Raw genomic sequence first — 19,212 nt, forward strand, 5'->3', positions numbered from 1 at the left:
CTGTCGGTCAGAGGGGCTGGATAGTGAACAGTGCAGTGATCGGGAAATGTCGACACACTGGGGTCATGTCGCCGGGGACACGGGTCATTCGGCCAGAATGCGGGCCCAGTCCTGCGTCTTGTCGCCGCAGGCAATGAATTCCGGGTTGAGCAGCGACTCCTTGCAGTTGTAGCGCAACGGATTTCCCTCGAGATCGATGACCGCACCACCGGCTTCTTCAAGTATGCAGTGGGCGGCGGCCGTATCCCACTCAGAGGTGGGCCCCAGCCTCACATAGAGATCGGCATCGGCCGCTGCAATGCGCAGGAACTTGAGCGATGAACCGAGCGCGGTCATTTCGTGCGGACCGACGCGTTGCATCATCTCGGCCAGCCGCGGGTTGCCGTGCGAACGACTGCCGGCGACGACTAGCGGGTCGGCGCGAGGGCGCGTTCTGCAGCGGCGCGCTTCATCCTCGCCGATCGCCATCCAGGCACCCATGCCACGACTGGCCCAGGCGATTTCTCCGGTAACTGGAGTCTGCACGACGCCCAGCACGGGGCTGTCCGCCTCGATCAGGGCGATGTTGACCGTGAACTCTCCGTTGCGCTTGATGAACTCGCGCGTGCCGTCGAGCGGATCGACCAGCCAGTAGCGCGTCCATTGCCGACGTTGGCTCCAGGCAATCGTCGCCGATTCCTCGGACAGGATCGGCCAGTCCGGCGTCAGCCTGCGCAAGCCGTCCACGATGATGTGATGGGCCGCCATGTCCGCCTCGGTCAAGGGCGAGCGATCTTCCTTGCTCTCGACTTCGAAGTCTCTGACGTAGACCTTGAGGATGGCTGAAGCGGCCTCGCGCGCGAGCTCGCACACATCGGCAACCAGCATGCCGGGATCCAGGCTCATGGTGCGTAGCGCCCGGCCAGATACTCTCGCGCAATGAACAGGGCAGCGATCGAGCGGCCCTCGCTGACTTCCGGCTCCTTCAACAGGAGATTCAGCTCACTGAGTTTCCATGGCACGACTTCAAGTTCTTCGGGCTCGTCCCCCTGCAGGCGTTCGGGATACAGATCCTGCGCCAGCACGACGTGAGTCATCGCGCTCATGTAGGTGGGCGACATCGACAAGGTGGCTAGAATCTTCAGGCTGCGCGCGCCGTAACCGATCTCTTCCTTGAGTTCGCGGTTGGCGCCCTGCTCCACGGTCTCGTCGCGATCAAGGCGTCCCTTGGAAAGACCCAGCTCGTAGCTTTCGATTCCGGTGGCGTACTCGCGCACCAGCAGTACGGTGTCTTCATCCAGCATCGGTACCATGATGACGGCGCCAAATCCCGAGGTCCGCAAGCGCTCGTGGGTGCGCCTCTCGCCGTTGGAGAATTCCAGATCGATCTGTTCCGCGCGCAGGAACCGGCTCTGTTCTATCGGGCGCCGGTCAAGAATGATGGGAGGCTTCCTGTGCATGCAGCGATTGTAACCGCACGAATGCGCTCGCGCGCTGCGATGGGTGAGTCTCCGACGCGCAAGCCGCCATCGCGATATGTCGGAGGAATCGAGTTGGGCCTCTCCTTCACTCTGCATGGCACTGCTCCTGCCGAACTCGTCGCTCCCGGAATGGACAGGTTCGAGGGCAGGCGGTCACTTCGACCCATTGGCGGGTGATGGCCGCGTCGACAGGGCCGATATACAGGCCCGAAGCACCTGTGCGGTTGGCATTGGGGGCAGAAAGTCGCTCGCTTGCGCGGACATGGCCGGGCCTGCAGCCGAGAGCGCGTGCGCACCGGAAGCGTCGACTGGCGCACGCACGTGTCCCGCCGGAAGTGGGCCCGGTGCACTCCGCGCCTGGCGCAACGCCGACTCTCGCAAGTCCGCATAATCCGGCCGGGGCGGTATGCTTGACCGATCTTCCCGACCTCCTGACAGCCCATGAACGAAATTCGTCCGCGCTTCCGCGGCCTGGTTTCAAAGCTCGCGCTGTTCTATGCCCTGCTCTCGCTCCCGACCCTGATCATCGTGGAAGGCACGATTCTCTTCTACGAGTTCCAGCGATTCACCAATGGCGTCCAGCGCGGAAGTCTCGACCGCGTGGCAGAGCGTGGAGCATCCGACCTGTCGATCCAATGGAGCCATCTGCGCGGCGCGCAGGGAACCGACACCGTTGCCCTCAAGCTCTGGCTGGATGCCTGGATTCTCCGGTTGCAGCAGCCGCGCGGCGGGTTGACACCGGATGAGTCCTACATCCTTCTCGAACTCGGCGATGTACCGCTCGGAGCCGCCATCTATGACCAGCGCAACGAATTGCTCGCGCGCACCGAGGATGGCGGGCACTGGCAACTCGATCTGCCCACGCCCGAGGAGCTTGCGCAAGCGTCGGCGACGGTCGGGCAGAGATCGCTGGAACTCGCGGGTGCCGAATCGGACTACACCATCAAGCGCATTCTGGTACCGCTGCGCGGAGACCGGGACTCGCGATTTGCAACGCTGTTTGTCGAACTGCGAATTCCGGTGCCCTGGCGACACGTCCTTTTTGATTCGAGTTTCGAGTCGCCTACCGTACTGGTGTTCCTTGTCGTGTTCGGCCTGGCTTCCTCGTTCTTCCTTGCGGCCTGGGTAACGCGCCGACTGAGCCGTATCGCGCGTGCGGCCCGGGCCTGGAGTCGCGGTGATTTTTCCGACCGGATCGATGATCGATCCAGCGACGAAATCGGCGGCCTTTCGAGCACGCTTGACCGCATGGCTGTTGATCTGAAGAGCCTGCTCCGCTCGCGCGCTCAGTTGGCCATCCTGGCGGAACGCCAGCGCCTCGCCCGCGACTTGCATGATACGGTCAAGCAGAAAGCGTTCGCGCTGAACCTGCAGCTGGCAACCATGCGCCGCGTGCTGGGCGATTCTGTGGCGTCGGAACGACTCGAGCTGGCCCAGCGGCTTACCCAGCAGATCCAGCAGGAGCTTGCCCAGATCCTCGACGAAATGCGCGCGTCGGATGCCGAGCTGCCGTTTGCCGAACGCTTGCGCATGCGCGCAAACGACTGGGCCCATACCAGCGGGGCCAGCCTCGGATTTGCCATCGAGGACGTGCCAGCACTTGCCCAGCCGCTGGAGGACTCGCTGTTGCGGATCGTCGACGAGGCGCTCTCCAATGTCCTGCGCCATAGCGGCGCCGAGCATGTCGACATCAGCCTCCGTCGCGAGGCGGATCGCGTCAGCCTTTCGATCGCCGATAATGGCCGCGGCGCCGCCGAGGGATTCGGCAATGGCATGGGCCTGCGCAACATGCGGGAACGCAGCGAGAGTCTGCCGGGCGGCAGCTTTTCATTCGACAGCGTGGCCGGACGTGGCACAGTACTGACCATCGGCTTCCAGGTAGAGGTATCAAGATGAGCACACCGATACGCATCGTCATCGCCGACGACCATGATCTGGTGCGCCAGGGAATCCGCGCCTTCCTCGAGACCCATGCCGATCTCGCCATCGTCGGCGAGGCAGGCGACGCCACTTCCGCAATCGAACTGTGCAAGGCGGAGAAACCCGATGTCGCCCTGGTGGATCTGGTCATGCCCGGCGGAGGCATCGAGGCGACTCGCGCCATTCGCTCGGCTAGCCCGCAGACCCAGGTTGTATTGCTCACCTCATTCGAAGACGTGCAACAGATTGTCGCTGCCGTTCAGGCGGGCGCCCTTTCATGCCTGCTCAAGGATGTCGATGCAGATGCCCTGGCCGAGGCATTGCGCAAAGCCGCACAAGGTGAAGCAGTGCTGCACCAGCGCATCGCTGCACGCCTGATGGATGCGCTGCGTCGTGGTGTCGAACCTGGCAGCGGAATGCTTGAAACACTGAGCCAGCGCGAGCGGGAAACCCTGGCCCTTGTCGCCGAGGGGCTGAGCAACCAGCTGATTGCCGAACGTCTCGGCATCGGCGAAAAGACGGTCAAGACCCATGTCAGCAACCTGCTCGGTAAGCTGAATGTCAGTGACCGAACCCAGGCAGCCGTGTACGCATGGAAAAGCGGCATGAAACAGCGGCCACAGGGCTGATCGCGACTGCAGCGAGTCGGTGGCGGTATATTGCAGGAATCCCCCTCACTGCATGTCCTCCGTCCAATGGCCAAGCTGACCATCCAGGTACTCGACACGTCCCGGGGCAAGCCGGCAGCTGGTGTCGCCGTGGAGCTCTATCGCCTCCATGAAGATCGCCGCGAGTTGCTCATTCGCGGCCTGACCAGCCATGAAGGGCGCAATCATTCACCGTTGCTGGCCGAAGGCACGATGCTGGCCGGTCTCTACGAGCTGGATTGCCATGTCGGCGACTACTTCGCGACCTTGGGCGTAACCCTGCCGGAACCGCGTTTCCTGGATGTCATCAGCGTGCGTTTCGGAATCGCCGACAACTCGAGGGATCTGCATGTTCCGATGCTGATTTCCCCGTATGGCTATAGCGTGGCAAGCGCCCGCTGATCCACGAGCGGACCGGAACCCGGCTGGCTGGAACAGGCTGATGCCTGGCTCTGTTTCGTTTTCACGAATTGAACAATGCCAGCGCTTCAGCGTGCAGGGAGGTATTTCCGGCCAGCGCATCGCTGATCTCCAGACCGACCGGCCCGCCATCCAGCGTCGTGAAGACGCCACCGGCTTCGCGCACGATGACGACCAGGGCTGCAATATCGAGAATATTGAGATCCGACTCGATGACCAGATCGATCGATCCTCTAGCCAGCAGGTGGTAATGCAGAAAATCCCCGTAGCCGCGAATGCGACCAACACGCTTCACCAGGCCACCCAGGGCTTCCCAGCGCCTTGGCTGCGCCGCCATCGATTTGAGATTTCCAGTGGAAACCGCCGCCCTCGGCCCGAATTCGACCTCGCCAGAAACTCGCACCGACTTGCCCTCGTGCGCATTCCGGCCCACGAAGGCGCCGCCGCCGCGAACCGCCCAGGCTCTTTCACCGAACTCACCTGCAGCAGACACGCCGAGCACGAGTTCGCCCTCGTGCATCAGCGCAATTTGCGTTGAGAACATCGGATAGCCGCGGACGAATGCCTTGGTGCCATCGATCGGATCGATCAGCCAGAGAAATTCGCCATCTCCCTCACGACCATGTTCCTCTCCGAGGAAGGCGTGCGTCGGGAACGCTGCGCGCAAGACATCCTTGATGGCAGTCTCGGCTTCCCGGTCCGCCTCGGTCACCGGCGTGGCATCGGCCTTGGCATCCACGGAAAAATCGCGCGCCTGGTAGCGCGCATGGATGACACGCTCGGCCGAATCGGACGCCGCATGCGCAACGCCAAGAGCGCGGCCGAGAAATTCCGACGACAATGGCATCGTTCAGAATACCCGGAACAGCTGGCCTTTGATGACCAGATGCGAGGAACCGTCGGCCTGCTGTTCGCCGATATAACGCAGAGATTCCTGCACGCGCGGATCATTGTTGCGCGCCGACAGAAAGGCTTCGGCGCTGAATCCGGTCGCAGTCACTTCGAATGAGCCATCGACGGCGAGATTGCCCTTGCCATCATCCGCAACCGTGCCGCTGATGCGGCCATCGGGCGCCGACGAAAACTCGGCGAGGATGTCGGAGAAGCGGGCTTCTGCGCTGCCGCTGACCCCGGCGTCCGACCAGCGCGCATTGCCGCGCGCCGTGGCGATCAGGCCATCGACCATGGCGACTTCCGTGAAAGTGCCCGATACCGTGCCCAGCAGGCGCAGCGAAGGCAAGTCCAGCGCAGGCGAAAACAGGCTGGCAGGCACGCGAAACCGAACATCACTGGCCCTGACATTCCCGTCCGCATCGCGCTTGAGCAGTCCGGAAGTGTCGATATCCGCACCCCTGATCCGAAGATCGGCGTGCACGTTTCGCCAGAGCAGGGGCGCCTTTTCGATCCGCCAGTCGAGCTCGCCAAGGTCGCGCCCGAACACACTGACCCCATCAGCATGACCATCCCAGACCGTGCCGCGCACACCCACGAGCGAGACGGGTCCCAGCCGGGAAGCCACGTAACGATAGGCGACGTCGGCTGGCATCGTCCACGCAACGACGACGGCCACGACCAGAGAAAGGACAAGCAAGACAAGCAACCACTTGAATATTTTCATTGTTGGATCGTGTTGGAGGCGAAGGGAATGGCACAGTCCGGATGGAACCGGCGATCGAGCGTCACGGTACGTCTTCCAGGGTGACGCGTGCATTGACCAGTCCGGTTGCATCCACGCGATCTGCCGAGAAGTCCGTGATCTGGACACCGTAGTCGCGAGCGAGCTGTTCAATCCACGCGATCAGCGAATCAAAAGACACAAATTCGAAACTCGCGCGCACGTTGTTCGAACCAATGGGTTCGAGGCGCTTGAGCACGCCATCCAGATTGGCCGCGCGCGCGCTGACATCGACCAGGGCAAGCAGGGACTTGCCCTGCCGGTCGGCCCGTGACTGCACGCCGGCGCTGCGCAGGCGTTCGACTTCTGCTTCTGCCACGCGCACATAGGCAAGGTCGCGCCGCGCATTGTCGAGTTGCTCGACCAGCAACGCCCGCTTCAGGGCAAGCGGATGCCAGACAAACGACCAGATCAGAAACACGGCCACCACGGCACCGCCGATGACGAGAATGCGCCTGTCCCGTTCGGCCAGCTGATTCCACCACGCAGCCATCACGGCTCCACCCCGCGAATGCGGATGCGGCCGTCTACACCGGTTTCCGCCGGTACGGACGCGGTCACTTCGGCAACCAGGCCCGGGATTGCCGAAAACTGCTCGCGCAAATTGTCCAGGGTCGCTACGTCAGGCGAGCGCAGGCCGAGCTCGAGGATGCCGTTCCTGAACTCAAGTCCGCGCATCTGTGTTCGTGTCGTCCGACCGAGCACGGGCGCGACCTGTCCCAGTACCCGGAGCAGCCCGCTGCTCTCGTCGCCACCGCGCAGTCGTTCCAGCCGGTCGCGCATGACACTTTGCGGCGCGCGCGTGCGCTCGGCGGCGCCAAGATCCGGAAACGTGCGCAGCAGGCTGTCCGACATGGCGGTGTCAATGCGTTCGATGCTTCGGGACAATTGGCTGACTTCGAGCGCACGGTGCGCGAAAGCCAGCACGGCAATCAGCGCGGCAATGGCAGCAGCCCGGCGCCACCATCGGGCCGCGCGCGCATGACGGTGAGCCGAAGCGAACTCGCCGCCCAGCAAGTTGATCCCGGGCTCACGAAACTGCCTGGCAAGAAACGCGAGCGGATCTTTGAGCCCTGCGTGATGCGCACCTTCGGGAATCTGCAGCCCGAGGTCGGTGGCCTCCCCAAACTGAAAAATTTCGATCTCGCGCTCGGAGTCCGCCTCGTCGGTCATGTCCAGCCAGGCTGGCAGATCCGCGGTTGCGCAGGCCATGGCCGACCAATCCGTCAGGCGTGCGATGGCGCGATCGCCATCAACCAGAATGCTGGCACCCGTCGGCCGGGCTGCCAGAGCGAGCGACTCGGGAATCACCACGTCTGCGCGAATGCCAGCCGCGGCCAGCTGATCCGTCCATTCGCGCAAGCGCTGCCTGGAGACCACGGCGACACCCACCTTGTCGGCGCTGCTTTCCTGGATCGCAAAGTGCTGGTCTTCCACCACCCCGAGCAACTGGTCCTCCACCGCGAACGGGATGGCCTGTGCTCGCTGGGCGCTGCTGCGGGCATGAACCCGTGCGCTGGTGACCAGCACATCCTCGGCTGGCACCAGAACAACGATCTCCGCGGCCCCGCTGGTCACCGATGTCGGCGGAACCCCATTCTGACTCGAGGACAGCATGCGACCGTCTGGCGACTGGCGCAGCCAGGTCAGGCCGCCATTGCGGTCGAGGCGAATCAGGAGGCGATCGGGCATGCGGAAATCCTTGAAATCCGGTCGATTGTACGAGAAGCACGGGCTCTGCCGGAAATCCCGGACATCAGCCCTGCGAACCATTGACCCAGCTACCGGATTGCGAAGCCCGCCCAGGCCCTGCGTCCGTCAGGCCGGAAGCCCCTGATTCGACTACTCTCGACTGGTTCACACACGGGTCGGAGCGTCAATCGCATGCTAAAGTTCGGCCCCGATTTCCCGACTGCGCCCGAACGCCAACCTCCTATGCTCCTGATCAGCCCCAGGCTCCGTCTCTTTGCCCTTGCAATCATTCTCGCTATTGCAACGATTCCGTTGGCACAAGCACGGCCAGCCGACGCCGCAGCCTCGGCGAACCGGACTGCCAGTGGTGCCAACACGGTCATTGTCTGGCGCGGAGACATCGTTTCCGCCCGGGGATTCGCCAGGGAACTGGTGACTGCCTATCGAAAGGAACACAAGACCGAGCTCAAGGTAGAAGCCTTCAGCACGATTTCCGGTATCGATGCCGTCATTGACGGCAGTGCCGATATCGCCGGAAGTGCTCGAGGCATGCACCGCAAGCGTGAAACGGAACTGGCACTCGTGTTCCAGCCCGCGGCGCTGGACGCCATCGTACCGGTGACCCACCCCAGCAACCCGGTCAACAACATCACGCTTGCGCAGTTGCGCCAGATTTTCCTCGGTCGGATCACCAACTGGAAGGATCTAGGCGGTGCTGACGCGGAGATCAACCTGTATTCCATTGCCGCACCACTCGATGGCCTCGAGTACAGCTTCCGTCATCTGTTGTACCGCCACGGTGACCAGAAGATCGCTGCTCCCCGCCTGTACCTCAATACGAGCAAGCTGGAGGAAGGCATCGCCATCGATCCGAGTGGACTCGGACTCAGCTCACTCTCCAACAGCTACGCCAACAAGGGCATGAAAATGCTGTCGGTCGAGGGCATTTCCGCTTCGACGCAAAGCGTCACCAACGGAAGCTACCCGCTCTTCATTACGCTCTATGTGGTGAGCCGCCACGATTCGCCCAAGGCCGAGGCGATCAATGATTTCGTCTCGTTCCTGGATTCGCCCACTGCAAAGCAGTTGATGCGCAAGCACCAGCTCGTCCCGTACTCGGAGGCCGGCGATGTCTATGCGCTGGACGGAGCCAGGCTTGACTTCATCGACGCCGCCATTGTCGACGTGATACCGGCCGATCTCGCCGCATTTCCGCGCACGCGCGAACCGCCGCCGCTTTCGGCACCGAGGGCCACTCTCGAGTCCCGGCTTCGAATCGCACCGACTGCCGAGTCCACCCAGAAGGCTCGCGAAAACCTCGACCGCGCCGAGCAGCAAAAGGCTCAAGCTGCCGACGCCGAACCCGTCCCTGCCAAGTCCGACTGAGCGCCTGGCGCCCGCGAATCCCGAGAAGACGCAACAAGGTGCAATCAAGGACCGGAATGGATATTCGCGCCATATCCCTTGATCTCGACGATACGCTGTGGCCAATCGCTCCGGTTATCGACCGCGTCGAAACCAGTGTGGATCAGTGGCTGCGTACGAATTGCCCGGAAGTGGCCTCCGCCTGGCCCATTCCTGCCATGCGCGCCTTGCGCGATCAGGTAGCCAGGCAACACCCCGAGTTGTCTCACGATTTCGCCGCACAGCGTCGCTTGACCCTGCGCAGGGCCTTTGCGCCCTTCAACCTCGGCGAAGACTGGGTCGAACGGACGTACGAAATCTATGTTCGTGTGCGCAACGAGGTGGATTGCTATGCTGATACCGCGCCGGCACTGGCGAGCATGGCGGCACAGGTGCCCCTGATCAGCATTTCCAACGGTACTGCGGATCTTGCCCTGATCGGCCTCCACGAACACTTCCGTTTCAGCGTAAGCGCGGGCGAGATGGGCGTTGCCAAACCGGATGCGGGTATTTTCGTGCACGCCTGCGAACGCCTGGGCATCGCGCCCGAGCATGTTCTCCATGTCGGCGATGATCCAACCGCCGACGTAGCCGGGGCACGCGCAGCTGGAATGCGCACGGCCTGGATCAATCGCAATGCTGCAGCATGGACTGACACGGCAACGCCCGATCTCGAGGTCAGCGACCTCGATGCCCTGGCCAACTGGCTGCTGCAACACAAGAACACGACACGGATCCAACCGACATGACTACGCCAATGACCAATGCCTGGGCCAGTCCGAACTCGTCCAGGTCGCCAACGCCGTTGATCGCGGTTGACGAGAAGACTTGTGCTGAACTGCTCGAACAACTGGGTGAGCAGGCCGCACGAATATGCGCGGACAACGATTTCAAGGGCCAGAATGGCCGATTCCTGGTCGTCCCGGACCCTGCCGGAAAAGGCTCGATCCTGCTGGCCGGCTGCAATTCGCGCGACGGCATCTATGCGCTGTCTTCACTGCCCCAGCGCCTGCCCGAGGGTGACTACGAGATGGATCCGCGCGGGCTGCCGCTGGACCCGGACCAGACTGCGCTGGGCTGGGCGCTCGGTGCCTACAGGTTCACGCGCTACCGCCGTGCATTGCGCGAACCGGCGCGCCTGCGGGTCGATGACGAGACACGCGCCAGGGTCGCGCCCTTCGTCGATGCCGCCACTCTGACCCGCGATCTGATCAATACGCCGACACAGGACATGGGACCTGCCAATCTGGTGGAAGTCATCAGGGATCTCGCAAGAAAGCACGACGCCGAATTTCGCGAATGGATCGGCGATGATCTGCTGGCTGACAATTTCCCGACCATCCATGCGGTTGGACGGGCTGCCGCGGAGGACCGGGCGCCACGACTTGGCATGCTCTCGCATGGACCGGCAGATGCGCCACACGTCGTTCTGGTTGGCAAGGGCGTCTGTTTCGATACCGGTGGTCTCGACCTGAAGACTGCCGATGGCATGCGCTGGATGAAGAAGGACATGGGCGGTGCCGCGCACGCGATCGCTCTGGCCGGGCTGATCCTTGAAGCGGAGCTCCCGGTGCGCCTGACCCTGCTCGTTCCCGCGGTGGAAAATGCCGTGGCCGGCAATGCGTTCCGGCCCGGCGAAGTGATCCAGACACGCGGCAATCTCAGTGTTGAAATCGACAATACCGATGCCGAGGGTCGGCTCGTCCTGTGCGACGCACTGGCCTATGCCAGCGAACTCAAGCCCGACCTGATCCTCGACTTTGCGACCCTGACCGGTGCCGCGCGTGTCGCGCTCGGCGCCGACCTGCCGGCACTGTTCTGCAACCGGGACGATATTGCGGATTCCCTGCTCAACGCGGGCACCCAAACCCAGGATCCGCTGTGGCGCATGCCGCTATGGCGGCCCTACCTGACCCTGCTCGATTCCTACATGGCGGACCTCGCCAATTCCGGAACTTCACGTCACGCTGGCGCGATCAGCGCCGCCCTGTTTCTCGAACGTTTCGTCCCGGAATCCGTGGCCTGGTGCCACCTCGACGTCTACTCATGGAATGATGCGGATCGCCCTGGTCGGCCACGCGGCGGAGAGGCGCAGGGTCTGCGCGCGTTCCTTGAATTCCTCAGGAAGAGATATTCATAGGGCAACAACGGAGCGGCGACGCAAGGTCCGCTATCGAAATCCGAACCATGTGCAGGCTTGATCGTGGGGGTGGGTCCCAGACCCACCCGCTACGGTCCGGAATCTGACAAACATGCCGGGAAGCGGACGGATCTGGGACCCGCCCCTACAAAAACAGGCATGTCACGCGTCATCCTCGCAGGCCGCTTCCTGCAGTCCTTGGCATTTGAACCTGCCGACTACTCGACGCTGGTTTCCGATGTGGTCGCGTCATGCGGCAGGAACAGGGCGGCGAGCTTGACGTTGCCGCGGATCAGGTCGATCTCGTCGGCAAGAATCTGCGCAGCTTCGTTGAGCACGATGTCCGGACGCGCCTTGCGCTTTTCCTCGCGCGCGAGGTCATTGGCGATGCTGCGTTCGTCGGGTTGCAGGCCGTCATCCACGTAATCGCTACCTGCATTCTTCGGCGTGCTTGTCGCCAATGTTTCAGCTTCGACGCCTACGAGCTCCGGCTTGGAAATTTCCGGATCGTCAAGCGTGTCCTCACGGGCTTTCGCTGCCGGATCCTGTTCGGGAAATGCGCCGCCAGCCAGGGCTTCGCGCGCCTTGCGCTTGGCTTCCTGTTCGTCACGTTCCCTGATGCGGACCTGCTCGTTGAGCGAGATGGTCTTTTCGGCACGGATCCGGCGCGCGTCGGCGATCTCCTCCTCGAAACTCTTCCACTCCGCATTCTCGGCAGCGCGTGATTCGTGCCTGGCAACCAGCATCGGAATCATCGGGCTCAGGTCAGCGATGCGCTCGTAGTCGGCCTTGCCTATCGAGGTCCATGGCAAGGCGTTGTCGTAGCTGGATTCCCCGAATTCGTCGCTGGCAGCACTCATCGGGAAACTGATCTCGGGAACGACTCCGCGAAGCTGGGTCGAGCCTCCGTTGATGCGAAAGAACTGCTGCACGGTCATCTTGAGGTCGCCAAACGTCGGCTTCTCGTTGCGTGCCATGTCGTCCATGTTGAGCAGGTTCTGCACGGTGCCCTTGCCGAAAGTCGGCTCACCGATGATCACGCCACGACCGTAGTCCTGGATCGCAGCGGCGAAGATCTCCGACGCCGAGGCCGACCCGCGATTGACCAGAACGGCCAGGGGACCTGTCCAGGCTGCGCCTGCGCGACGGTCGCTCTTTTCCTCGACTCGACCGCTGGCATCGCGAATCTGCACGACCGGGCCCTTGTCGATGAACAGGCCGGTCAGGTCGGTCGCTTCATCCAGCGAGCCACCGCCATTGTTGCGCAGGTCGACGACGACACCGTCGACATTCTCGCCGCGCAACTCGCCGAGCAGCTTCTCGACATCACGGGTGGCGCTCTTGTAGTTGGCATCGCCGCGCCGGCGCGCCTCGAAATCCTGATAGAACGTCGGCAGCGTGATCACGCCGATACGGCGCGTCGTGTCGCCCTGGTCGACCTCGATGATGGACTGCTTGGCGGCCTGCTCCTCGACGCTGACCTTGTTGCGGGTCAGGGTGAGCAACTCGTGCTTGCCATCTGGACCGGCCGCATCAGGCAGGATCTCGAGACGCACGACCGTTCCCTTGGCGCCACGAATCTTGTCGACGACATCATCGAGCCGCCAACCGATGACATCGACGATGGGGCCGCTTTCGCCCTGGCCCACACCGACAATGCGATCGCCGGGATTGAGCTTGCCCGATATGGCAGCCGGACCACCCGGGATGATTTCGCGAATGGCGGTGTACTCGTCCAGGCGCTGCAGAACCGCGCCGATGCCCTCGAGCGAGAGCTTCATGGCGATATCGAAATTCTCCGATGCGCGCGGACTCAGGTAGTTCGTATGCGGCTCGATCGAGGTCGCATAGGCATTCATGAAGGTCTGGAATACATCTTCGCTGTTGAGTTGCTGGATGCGATCAAGATAGTTCGAATAGCGCTTGTCCAGCGTCTCCTTGATGTCCTTCGGTTCCTTCTTGGCCAGTTTCAGGCGCAGATAGTCGTTCTTGACCCGTTTGCGCCAGATTTCATCAAGTTCAGCGGCGTTTTTCGCCCAGGGGGCATCCTCGCGATCGTATTCGTAGCTTTCGTCCTTGCTGAAGTCGAAGGGCTGGGCAAGCAGTTCGCGGGAATAGGCCAGACGTTCGGCGACTCGCTGCTGGTACAAGTTGAAGATCACGAACGGCGCGGTCAGATCGCGCTCGAACACGGCATCGTCGAGCTTGTCGCGCGCCGAAGTGAACTGATCGACATCGGCCTGGGTGAAGAACAGATGGTCGCCATCCAGGCTGTCGAGGTAGCTGTCGAAAATCAGCTCCGACATCGTGTCGTCCAGCGGTACGGGCTTGTAGTGGAACCGGGACAGGAAGCGCATCGCCCAGATTGCTGCCTCCGCTTGCTCGGCCGTGGGCTTGAGCACCACCGGCGTATTGACGGTAGTCGGTTTTGCCACTGCAATGCCGCAGGCAGCCAGCAGTGCAAGGGTCAGGGAAATGCGACGCATGGAACTCTCCATCAAATTCGGTAACGCGGTATCAGGGGTCAAGCCACTTCGACGAAGCCGGCGGCATGCGCCATCTCGTCTGCATGATAGGACGAACGAACCATCGGTCCCGACGCAACATGCTCGAAACCTAGGGCCATGCCGTAGTCCTCGAGGGCCTTGAACTCGTCGGGAGTCCAGTAGCGCAGGACCGGGTGGTGATGCGCAGTCGGCTGCAGATACTGGCCAATCGTCACCATATCGACATCATGATCGCGCAAATCGTTCAACGTGCGATGAACCTGATTCAGGGTCTCGCCGAGCCCCAGCATGATCCCCGACTTGGTAGGGATATCCGGATGCTGCTGCTTGAACCGCTTGAGCAATTGCAGCGACCAGGCGTAGTCGGCACCCGGGCGCACTTCACGGTACAGGTCAGGCACGGTTTCGATATTGTGGTTGAACACGTCCGGCGGGTGGCTGGCAAGCAGCTCCAGAGCCCGGTCCATGCGACCCTTGCCACGGAAATCCGGGGTCAGGATCTCGATGCGTATGTCGGGATTCTCGAAGCGCACCGCGCGGATACAATCGGCAAAATGGCCTGCACCACCGTCGCGCAAGTCATCGCGGTCCACCGAAGTGATCACCACATAGCGCAGGCGCATGTCGCGAATGGTGCCGGCCAGCTTGGCCGGTTCCAGTGGATCAGGGGCCTTGGGCCGACCGTGGGCAACATCGCAGAACGAACAGCGCCGCGTGCAGACCTCGCCGAGAATCATGAACGTGGCCGTGCCCTTGCTGAAACACTCATGGATATTCGGGCAGGAAGCCTCTTCGCAGACGGTTACCAGCCTGTTTTGGCGCAGTTTGGCCTTCAGCTGTGAAACGGCGTTGCCCGGCGGAATACGGACCCGGATCCAGGCCGGCTTGCGCAGGGTGGGCGCATCGGCGAATCCGGCCCGATTGCGCGCGATCTTTTCGCCGCCGAGCTGCTTTTCGCCAACGACAGTGAGTGGAATGGTCTTGATCGGCTCGTTCATGCGATGGAGGTGGCCGCATCGGCGGCAACAGGGGTCGGGAGTTCCGCAGCACCGGGCTGCGGCGTGAATCCAAATTGACGAGCCAACTCCGCGACGAGGACATCCTCGACCTGCGAAATAGACCCGGGACCGCCCAAGTCTAGCACCTGAGTCACGCGCAAACCCTGAAATCCACAGGGATTTATGCGCAGGAACGGCTCCAGGTCCATGCCGACATTGAGAGCCAGGCCATGAAACGAGCAGCCCCTGCGCACGCGCAGGCCGAGGGCGCCGATCTTGGCATCTCCGACGTAAACGCCGGGGGCGCCCTTGCGGCGCTCGGCCATGATATTCCAGTGTTCCAGCGTGTCGATGATGGCCTGCTCGATGCGTTCGACCAGCTCGCGCACGCCAATTCCGAGGCGGCGCAGGTTGATCAGGGGGTATCCGACGATCTGACCGGGGCCGTGATAGGTCACCTGGCCACCGCGCTCGACCCTGATAACCGGTATCTCGCCCGCGGCCAGAACGTGCTCGGGCTTTCCGGCCTGGCCCAGGGTGAACACCGGATCGTGCTCAAGCACCCAGAACTCATCGGGCGTGCCCTCGTCGCGCGCGTTGGTGAACGCGCGCATCGCCTCCAGCACCGGCTCGTAGGGCTGGCGGCCAAGGCGACGGATGATCAGCGACTCAGACATGAGGGAATTTGCCGACGGGTGTAAACCTGATGACAGGACTGCCCTCGCTGTCATCTACGGCAATCAACATGGCGACCGTATGTCGAGCTTGCAAGGCTTTTCCCGGCCGACGACCGAATCAGAGGGTCCAGCGAATTGCGTCATCTGCTCGCAAGGCGGCATGCGCTGCATCGTAGGTCTCGCGATCGGGGCAGGTAAATGTCACCGAAACCGACACGTAGTTGCCCTCGCGAGAGGGCTTGGACCGCAGGCTTCCCTGGAGAACCGCCAGCCCGAGGCCCTTGAGCAATTCGGGAACGCGGTGCTCAAGATCGGCGTCGGCACGGCCAAGGGCCGTGATTTCGAATGCTCCCGGGAACTGGAAACCCTGATCGGGGCTCTCCGGTTTGATGTCGTCAAGATCGCGCATGGCTATTCCGCCTTGGCTGCCGTTTCCGCCTCGTCACTGCTGTTGAACCACAACATCACGCCATCAGAAAGACGCTTGAAGAACCCGCCCTCCGGCGCAGAGGCCATGACCACAATCGGTCGCTCCAGCAGCAGCTTCCCATCCAGCTCGACCTTCAACTTGCCCACTGCCTGGCCCTGCTCGAGCGGAGCGATCAGTTGCGCCGGAAGATCCATGCTCGCCTTGAGGTCCGCATAGCGACCGCGCGGCAGGGTCACCAGCACATTCTCGGCGACGCCGAGATCAACGGTATCGGACTCGCCCTTCCACAATTCGGGTGTTGCCAGCGGCTTGCCGACTTCGTAGAGCTTGTGCGTTTCAAAGAAGCGGAATCCGTAGTTCAGCAACTCCTGATTGGCATCGGCGCGCGCCTTTTCGCTGGCAGCACCCATGACGACGGCAATCAGCCGCTGGTCGCCACGCTGTGCCGAGGTTGCCAGGCAATAGCCTGCATTGTTGGTATGACCGGTCTTGATCCCGTCGACCGACGAATCGCGCCAGAGCAGGGTGTTCCTGTTGTGCTGCTTGATCCCGTTCCACTCGAAATCCTTGATCTTGTAGATCTCGTATTCGCTCGGATAGTCGCGGATCAGCGCGCGTGACAGGATGGCCACATCCAGCGCGGTGGTGTAGTGATTGTCATTGGGCAGGCCGCTGGCATCCACGTAGTGGGTGCCCGTCATGCCCAGCTGCGCCGCGTACTGGTTCATCAAGTCGGCAAACAGGGCTTCGGATCCGGCCGTGTGCTCGGCCAGGGCGATGGCCGCGTCATTGCCGGACTGGATGATCATGCCGTAGAGCAATTCCTTGAGCGGCACCTGGCTGTCCAGCGCCAGAAAACTGGTCGAGCCATCCGTTCCGGCGCCGCCGGAGCGCCAGGCGTTCTCGCTGATCGTGACCGGATCCTCGAGGTGAATCTTTCCGTGTTCGAGCTCGGCAGATACGACATACGAAGTCATGATCTTGGTAATCGACGCGGGCTCCACACGCTTGTCTGCATTGCCCTCCAGCAGAACCTGTCCAGTCGCGTAGTCCATCAGCACCCAGCTGCTGGCGGCCAAAGTGGGCGGCGGCGGTGTCGGCGCAGCTGTGGCTGTCGGGACAGCTGCCTTTGGCTGTGGTGCCGGCGCCGGCGTCTGCGCAACGGAGAGGGATGCGCAGCAGGCAGCAGCGAATAGGAGGGCGGCGAACGACAACTTCATGTGCAAAACAGACTCCCGGGATGAAATGACGCGTAACTCTATGTGAAATCGGTGAATCGGCGGTAACGGAGATCAATCATCGATCGCGACTCGCGGCGTGCCAAGGCCCAACGATTCGATGCGCTCGACGAGCGAGTCGGCTCGCGCCACCGAATCGATCGGACCCAGTCGGACGCGGTGGATTTCGCGATCGTCGATACGTGTAGCGACAATTCTGGCCGTGCCCAGCCCAGCGCGCTCGACCTTCTTCACGACCTGTTCCGCATTGGCACGATCCGAGAACGCACCGAGTTGAAGGAAAATTCGCGCGTCGCCGTCCGCCCCTGTGACCGCAGAGGACGATGACGGTTCCGCAGCCGGATGTTCCGGGTCCAGTGCCTGGACCTCAACCAGCCCGGTGCCTTTTGGCCAGACACCGATGCGCACCGCAGCCGCATAAGACAGGTCAATGATGCGACTCTCATGGAACGGCCCGCGATCATTGACCCTGACCACGACGCTCTTGCCATTGTCGAGATTGGTCACGCGCACATAGCTCGGCAGGGGCAGCGACTTGTGCGCGGCAGTGAACTTGTACATGTCATAGGGTTCGAGGCTTGAAGTCATGTAGCCGTGGAACTTGTTGCCGTACCACGAAGCAATGCCGCGCTCGGAATATCCGGTCGAATCGGGCAGGACCGTATAGGTCTTGCCAAGCACGCTGTATGGCGACTTGTTGCCATAGCGCGATTTGGGTTCGCGCCTTGGCACCGGCTCGACGAGCTTGCTGACATCCACCTCCGGCGCCGCGGGTCCGCCATCCTTGGAGTTTCGATAGCGACTCGATTGAGGCAGGCTGGTTTCCGGTACCGGCGCTCGCTGACTCGAAGCCGCGGGCTGCTTCGGCGGAGGCGACGATTCACGCGGTTTCCTCGAAGCGCAAGCCGCCAGCAGGAAAATCGTCGCCAGCAGCAACCACCGCTTGCTCACGGTGTCTTGTCGACGGCGTTGAGGGCAATTTCCTGCGACAGCTGCCAGACCGCCATCGAATACAGGGGACTGCGGTTGTAGCGCGAGATGACATAGAAGTTGTGGAACGTCAGCCAGTCTTCGTTGCCCTTGCTGCCTTCAAGCTTGAGCAAGGTAGCAAGAGCAGTGGCATCGACGGTTTCTGCCGGCTCATACCCCCAGGCACGCATCTGCTCGATCGGATAGACAGGCTCAAGTCCGTTGGCTTCGATACTGCGTGCGTTGGCGGCGGCGGTGGCCTCGATCGCGACCGGTTGTCCAGCCGTCCACCCGTGAACGGAAAAATAGTTGGCCACGCTACCGACAATATCCGGCAGGGAGTTCCATAGATCGATGCGACCGTCGCCATCGTAGTCGACAGCAAAGTTGGCCACGCTGGTTGGGATGAACTGACCCCAACCCATGGCACCGGCGTATGAGCCAACCAGTTCGTCGATCGGGTAGGCCATGCGCGAGTCGCCGAGCAGGAAAAGCTGCCGGAGTTCGCCGCGGAAGAATTTTGAACGGGGTGGATAGTGAAATGCCAGCGTGACGAGCGCATCAAGCACCTTGTAGCTGCCGAAGTTCTGGCCGTAGCTGGTTTCCACTCCAATAATGGCGACGATGATCTCCGGGGCCACACCGAACTCGTTCGCTGCACGTTCGATCAATTCACGATTTCCCTGATAGAACGCAACTCCCTCATTGATCCGCTTGTCGGTCAGAAAAATCGGTCGATAATCCTTCCACGCCTTGGTCGCTTCAGCCGGCCGGGAAATCGCGTTGAGGATGCTTTGCTGCACCCTGGCCTTGGCCAGCGTAGCGAGCACCTCGGCTTCCACAAGACCGTCATCCTGATGGAGCTCACGCGCAAATTCCCGGTACTCGGGATCGACATCGAGCTGGGGGCGGGCGAGAACCTTCGTCGCTTTCGCATTGGCCGCCACAGCCGTACCCGCAACTGCCAGGGCAAGAGCCATGGCCACGCCTGGAAGGATCCAATGCCTCAATTTCAAGTTCGGACAGCCTTTGTAG

The 19,212-nt window shown here is 62.1% G+C and carries 19 protein-coding genes; 6 read left to right on the plus strand and 13 right to left on the minus strand.

The features are described from left to right. Positions 1-84 precede the first annotated feature (84 nt). Complete coding sequence (cysQ, locus tag R3F00_RS03580; protein ID WP_371280342.1) at positions 85-885, minus strand: 3'(2'),5'-bisphosphate nucleotidase CysQ; 801 nt, start codon at positions 883-885, stop codon at positions 85-87. Continuing rightward, on the minus strand, positions 882-1,439 hold the full coding sequence (nudE, locus tag R3F00_RS03585) for an ADP compounds hydrolase NudE (RefSeq protein WP_371280343.1): 558 nt from the start codon (positions 1,437-1,439) through the stop codon (positions 882-884). Before nudE ends, cysQ begins: the two co-directional genes overlap by 4 nt. A gap of 462 nt (positions 1,440-1,901) precedes the next feature. On the opposite strand from nudE, the gene R3F00_RS03590 reads away from it, so the two are divergent. From R3F00_RS03590 to uraH, 3 genes are all read left to right on the plus strand, one after another. Next, positions 1,902-3,356: an ATP-binding protein gene (locus tag R3F00_RS03590; protein ID WP_371280344.1), complete on the plus strand. Its 1,455-nt coding sequence runs from the start codon at positions 1,902-1,904 to the stop codon at positions 3,354-3,356. Continuing rightward, the gene (locus R3F00_RS03595) at positions 3,353-4,009 is read left to right on the plus strand and encodes a response regulator (protein WP_371280345.1); all 657 of its coding nucleotides are present in this window, start codon (positions 3,353-3,355) and stop codon (positions 4,007-4,009) included. Before R3F00_RS03590 ends, R3F00_RS03595 begins: the two co-directional genes overlap by 4 nt. A gap of 66 nt (positions 4,010-4,075) precedes the next feature. Further along, positions 4,076-4,429: a hydroxyisourate hydrolase gene (uraH, locus tag R3F00_RS03600; RefSeq protein ID WP_371280346.1), complete on the plus strand. Its 354-nt coding sequence runs from the start codon at positions 4,076-4,078 to the stop codon at positions 4,427-4,429. 61 nt (positions 4,430-4,490) lie between these two features. Here the strand turns inward: uraH and R3F00_RS03605 are convergent, their stop codons facing one another. From R3F00_RS03605 to gspL, 4 genes are all read right to left on the minus strand, one after another. Further along, complete coding sequence (locus R3F00_RS03605; protein WP_371280347.1) at positions 4,491-5,294, minus strand: inositol monophosphatase; 804 nt, start codon at positions 5,292-5,294, stop codon at positions 4,491-4,493. A 3-nt stretch (positions 5,295-5,297) separates the two neighbouring features. Beyond that, on the minus strand, positions 5,298-6,065 hold the full coding sequence (locus R3F00_RS03610) for a type II secretion system protein N (RefSeq protein ID WP_371280348.1): 768 nt from the start codon (positions 6,063-6,065) through the stop codon (positions 5,298-5,300). A gap of 61 nt (positions 6,066-6,126) precedes the next feature. Beyond that, entirely contained in the window at positions 6,127-6,615 is a 489-nt protein-coding gene (gene gspM / locus R3F00_RS03615) for a type II secretion system protein GspM (RefSeq protein WP_371280349.1), read from the minus strand. Beyond that, positions 6,615-7,814 (minus strand): type II secretion system protein GspL, encoded by a 1,200-nt coding sequence (gene gspL, locus R3F00_RS03620; RefSeq protein WP_371280350.1) that lies wholly within the window; start codon positions 7,812-7,814, stop codon positions 6,615-6,617. The genes gspM and gspL overlap by 1 nt, the downstream gene beginning before the upstream one ends. Positions 7,815-8,006: 192 nt before the next feature. Here gspL and R3F00_RS03625 point away from each other — a divergent pair, with 192 nt between their 5' ends. From R3F00_RS03625 to R3F00_RS03635, 3 genes are read left to right on the plus strand one after another with little or no spacing between them, the layout of a single operon-like run. Continuing rightward, the gene (locus R3F00_RS03625; RefSeq protein WP_371280351.1) at positions 8,007-9,200 is read left to right on the plus strand and encodes a substrate-binding domain-containing protein; all 1,194 of its coding nucleotides are present in this window, start codon (positions 8,007-8,009) and stop codon (positions 9,198-9,200) included. Between the two features lie 56 nt (positions 9,201-9,256). Beyond that, entirely contained in the window at positions 9,257-9,967 is a 711-nt protein-coding gene (locus R3F00_RS03630) for an HAD family hydrolase (protein WP_371280352.1), read from the plus strand. Beyond that, entirely contained in the window at positions 9,964-11,358 is a 1,395-nt protein-coding gene (locus tag R3F00_RS03635; RefSeq protein WP_371280353.1) for a M17 family metallopeptidase, read from the plus strand. The genes R3F00_RS03630 and R3F00_RS03635 overlap by 4 nt, the downstream gene beginning before the upstream one ends. A 218-nt stretch (positions 11,359-11,576) precedes the next feature. On the opposite strand, the gene R3F00_RS03640 is transcribed toward R3F00_RS03635, so the two are convergent. The 7 genes from R3F00_RS03640 to mltB all read right to left on the minus strand — a co-directional run bounded on the left by R3F00_RS03640 (position 11,577) and on the right by mltB (position 19,157). Beyond that, complete coding sequence (locus R3F00_RS03640) at positions 11,577-13,844, minus strand: carboxy terminal-processing peptidase (protein ID WP_371280354.1); 2,268 nt, start codon at positions 13,842-13,844, stop codon at positions 11,577-11,579. 38 nt (positions 13,845-13,882) lie between these two features. Then, positions 13,883-14,863 (minus strand): lipoyl synthase, encoded by a 981-nt coding sequence (lipA, locus tag R3F00_RS03645; RefSeq protein WP_371280355.1) that lies wholly within the window; start codon positions 14,861-14,863, stop codon positions 13,883-13,885. Beyond that, on the minus strand, positions 14,860-15,540 hold the full coding sequence (gene lipB, locus R3F00_RS03650) for a lipoyl(octanoyl) transferase LipB (protein WP_371280356.1): 681 nt from the start codon (positions 15,538-15,540) through the stop codon (positions 14,860-14,862). Before lipB ends, lipA begins: the two co-directional genes overlap by 4 nt. 118 nt (positions 15,541-15,658) lie before the next feature. After that, positions 15,659-15,949, minus strand: coding sequence for a DUF493 family protein (locus R3F00_RS03655; protein WP_371280357.1), 291 nt, complete (start codon positions 15,947-15,949; stop codon positions 15,659-15,661). 2 nt (positions 15,950-15,951) lie between these two features. Continuing rightward, positions 15,952-17,190: a D-alanyl-D-alanine carboxypeptidase family protein gene (locus R3F00_RS03660; RefSeq protein WP_371280358.1), complete on the minus strand. Its 1,239-nt coding sequence runs from the start codon at positions 17,188-17,190 to the stop codon at positions 15,952-15,954. 72 nt (positions 17,191-17,262) lie between these two features. Further along, positions 17,263-18,159: a septal ring lytic transglycosylase RlpA family protein gene (locus R3F00_RS03665; RefSeq protein ID WP_371280359.1), complete on the minus strand. Its 897-nt coding sequence runs from the start codon at positions 18,157-18,159 to the stop codon at positions 17,263-17,265. Continuing rightward, positions 18,156-19,157 (minus strand): lytic murein transglycosylase B, encoded by a 1,002-nt coding sequence (gene mltB, locus R3F00_RS03670; RefSeq protein WP_371280360.1) that lies wholly within the window; start codon positions 19,155-19,157, stop codon positions 18,156-18,158. The genes R3F00_RS03665 and mltB overlap by 4 nt, the downstream gene beginning before the upstream one ends. Between the last annotated feature and the right edge of the window lie 55 nt (positions 19,158-19,212).

It is taken from the genome of Dokdonella sp. (genome assembly GCF_041395345.1).
In the GTDB taxonomy this organism is placed as follows: Bacteria; Pseudomonadota; Gammaproteobacteria; order Xanthomonadales; family Rhodanobacteraceae; genus Dokdonella.

Bases quoted from the DNA above. Each gene is read 5' to 3' on its own strand.
- R3F00_RS03590 (WP_371280344.1), top strand. From the start codon at position 1,902: ATGAACGAAATTCGTCCGCGCTTCCGCGGCCTGGTTTCAAAGCTCGCG.
- gspL (WP_371280350.1), bottom strand. From the start codon at position 7,814: ATGCCCGATCGCCTCCTGATTCGCCTCGACCGCAATGGCGGCCTGACC.
- R3F00_RS03605 (WP_371280347.1), bottom strand. From the start codon at position 5,294: ATGCCATTGTCGTCGGAATTTCTCGGCCGCGCTCTTGGCGTTGCGCAT.
- mltB (WP_371280360.1), bottom strand. From the start codon at position 19,157: ATGGCTCTTGCCCTGGCAGTTGCGGGTACGGCTGTGGCGGCCAATGCG.
- R3F00_RS03655 (WP_371280357.1), bottom strand. From the start codon at position 15,949: ATGCGCGATCTTGACGACATCAAACCGGAGAGCCCCGATCAGGGTTTC.
- uraH (WP_371280346.1), top strand. From the start codon at position 4,076: ATGGCCAAGCTGACCATCCAGGTACTCGACACGTCCCGGGGCAAGCCG.
- R3F00_RS03625 (WP_371280351.1), top strand. From the start codon at position 8,007: ATGCTAAAGTTCGGCCCCGATTTCCCGACTGCGCCCGAACGCCAACCT.
- cysQ (WP_371280342.1), bottom strand. From the start codon at position 885: ATGAGCCTGGATCCCGGCATGCTGGTTGCCGATGTGTGCGAGCTCGCG.
- gspM (WP_371280349.1), bottom strand. From the start codon at position 6,615: ATGGCTGCGTGGTGGAATCAGCTGGCCGAACGGGACAGGCGCATTCTC.
- R3F00_RS03610 (WP_371280348.1), bottom strand. From the start codon at position 6,065: ATGAAAATATTCAAGTGGTTGCTTGTCTTGCTTGTCCTTTCTCTGGTC.
- lipA (WP_371280355.1), bottom strand. From the start codon at position 14,863: ATGAACGAGCCGATCAAGACCATTCCACTCACTGTCGTTGGCGAAAAG.
- R3F00_RS03635 (WP_371280353.1), top strand. From the start codon at position 9,964: ATGACTACGCCAATGACCAATGCCTGGGCCAGTCCGAACTCGTCCAGG.
- R3F00_RS03630 (WP_371280352.1), top strand. From the start codon at position 9,257: ATGGATATTCGCGCCATATCCCTTGATCTCGACGATACGCTGTGGCCA.
- lipB (WP_371280356.1), bottom strand. From the start codon at position 15,540: ATGTCTGAGTCGCTGATCATCCGTCGCCTTGGCCGCCAGCCCTACGAG.
- R3F00_RS03595 (WP_371280345.1), top strand. From the start codon at position 3,353: ATGAGCACACCGATACGCATCGTCATCGCCGACGACCATGATCTGGTG.
- nudE (WP_371280343.1), bottom strand. From the start codon at position 1,439: ATGCACAGGAAGCCTCCCATCATTCTTGACCGGCGCCCGATAGAACAG.
- R3F00_RS03660 (WP_371280358.1), bottom strand. From the start codon at position 17,190: ATGAAGTTGTCGTTCGCCGCCCTCCTATTCGCTGCTGCCTGCTGCGCA.
- R3F00_RS03640 (WP_371280354.1), bottom strand. From the start codon at position 13,844: ATGCGTCGCATTTCCCTGACCCTTGCACTGCTGGCTGCCTGCGGCATT.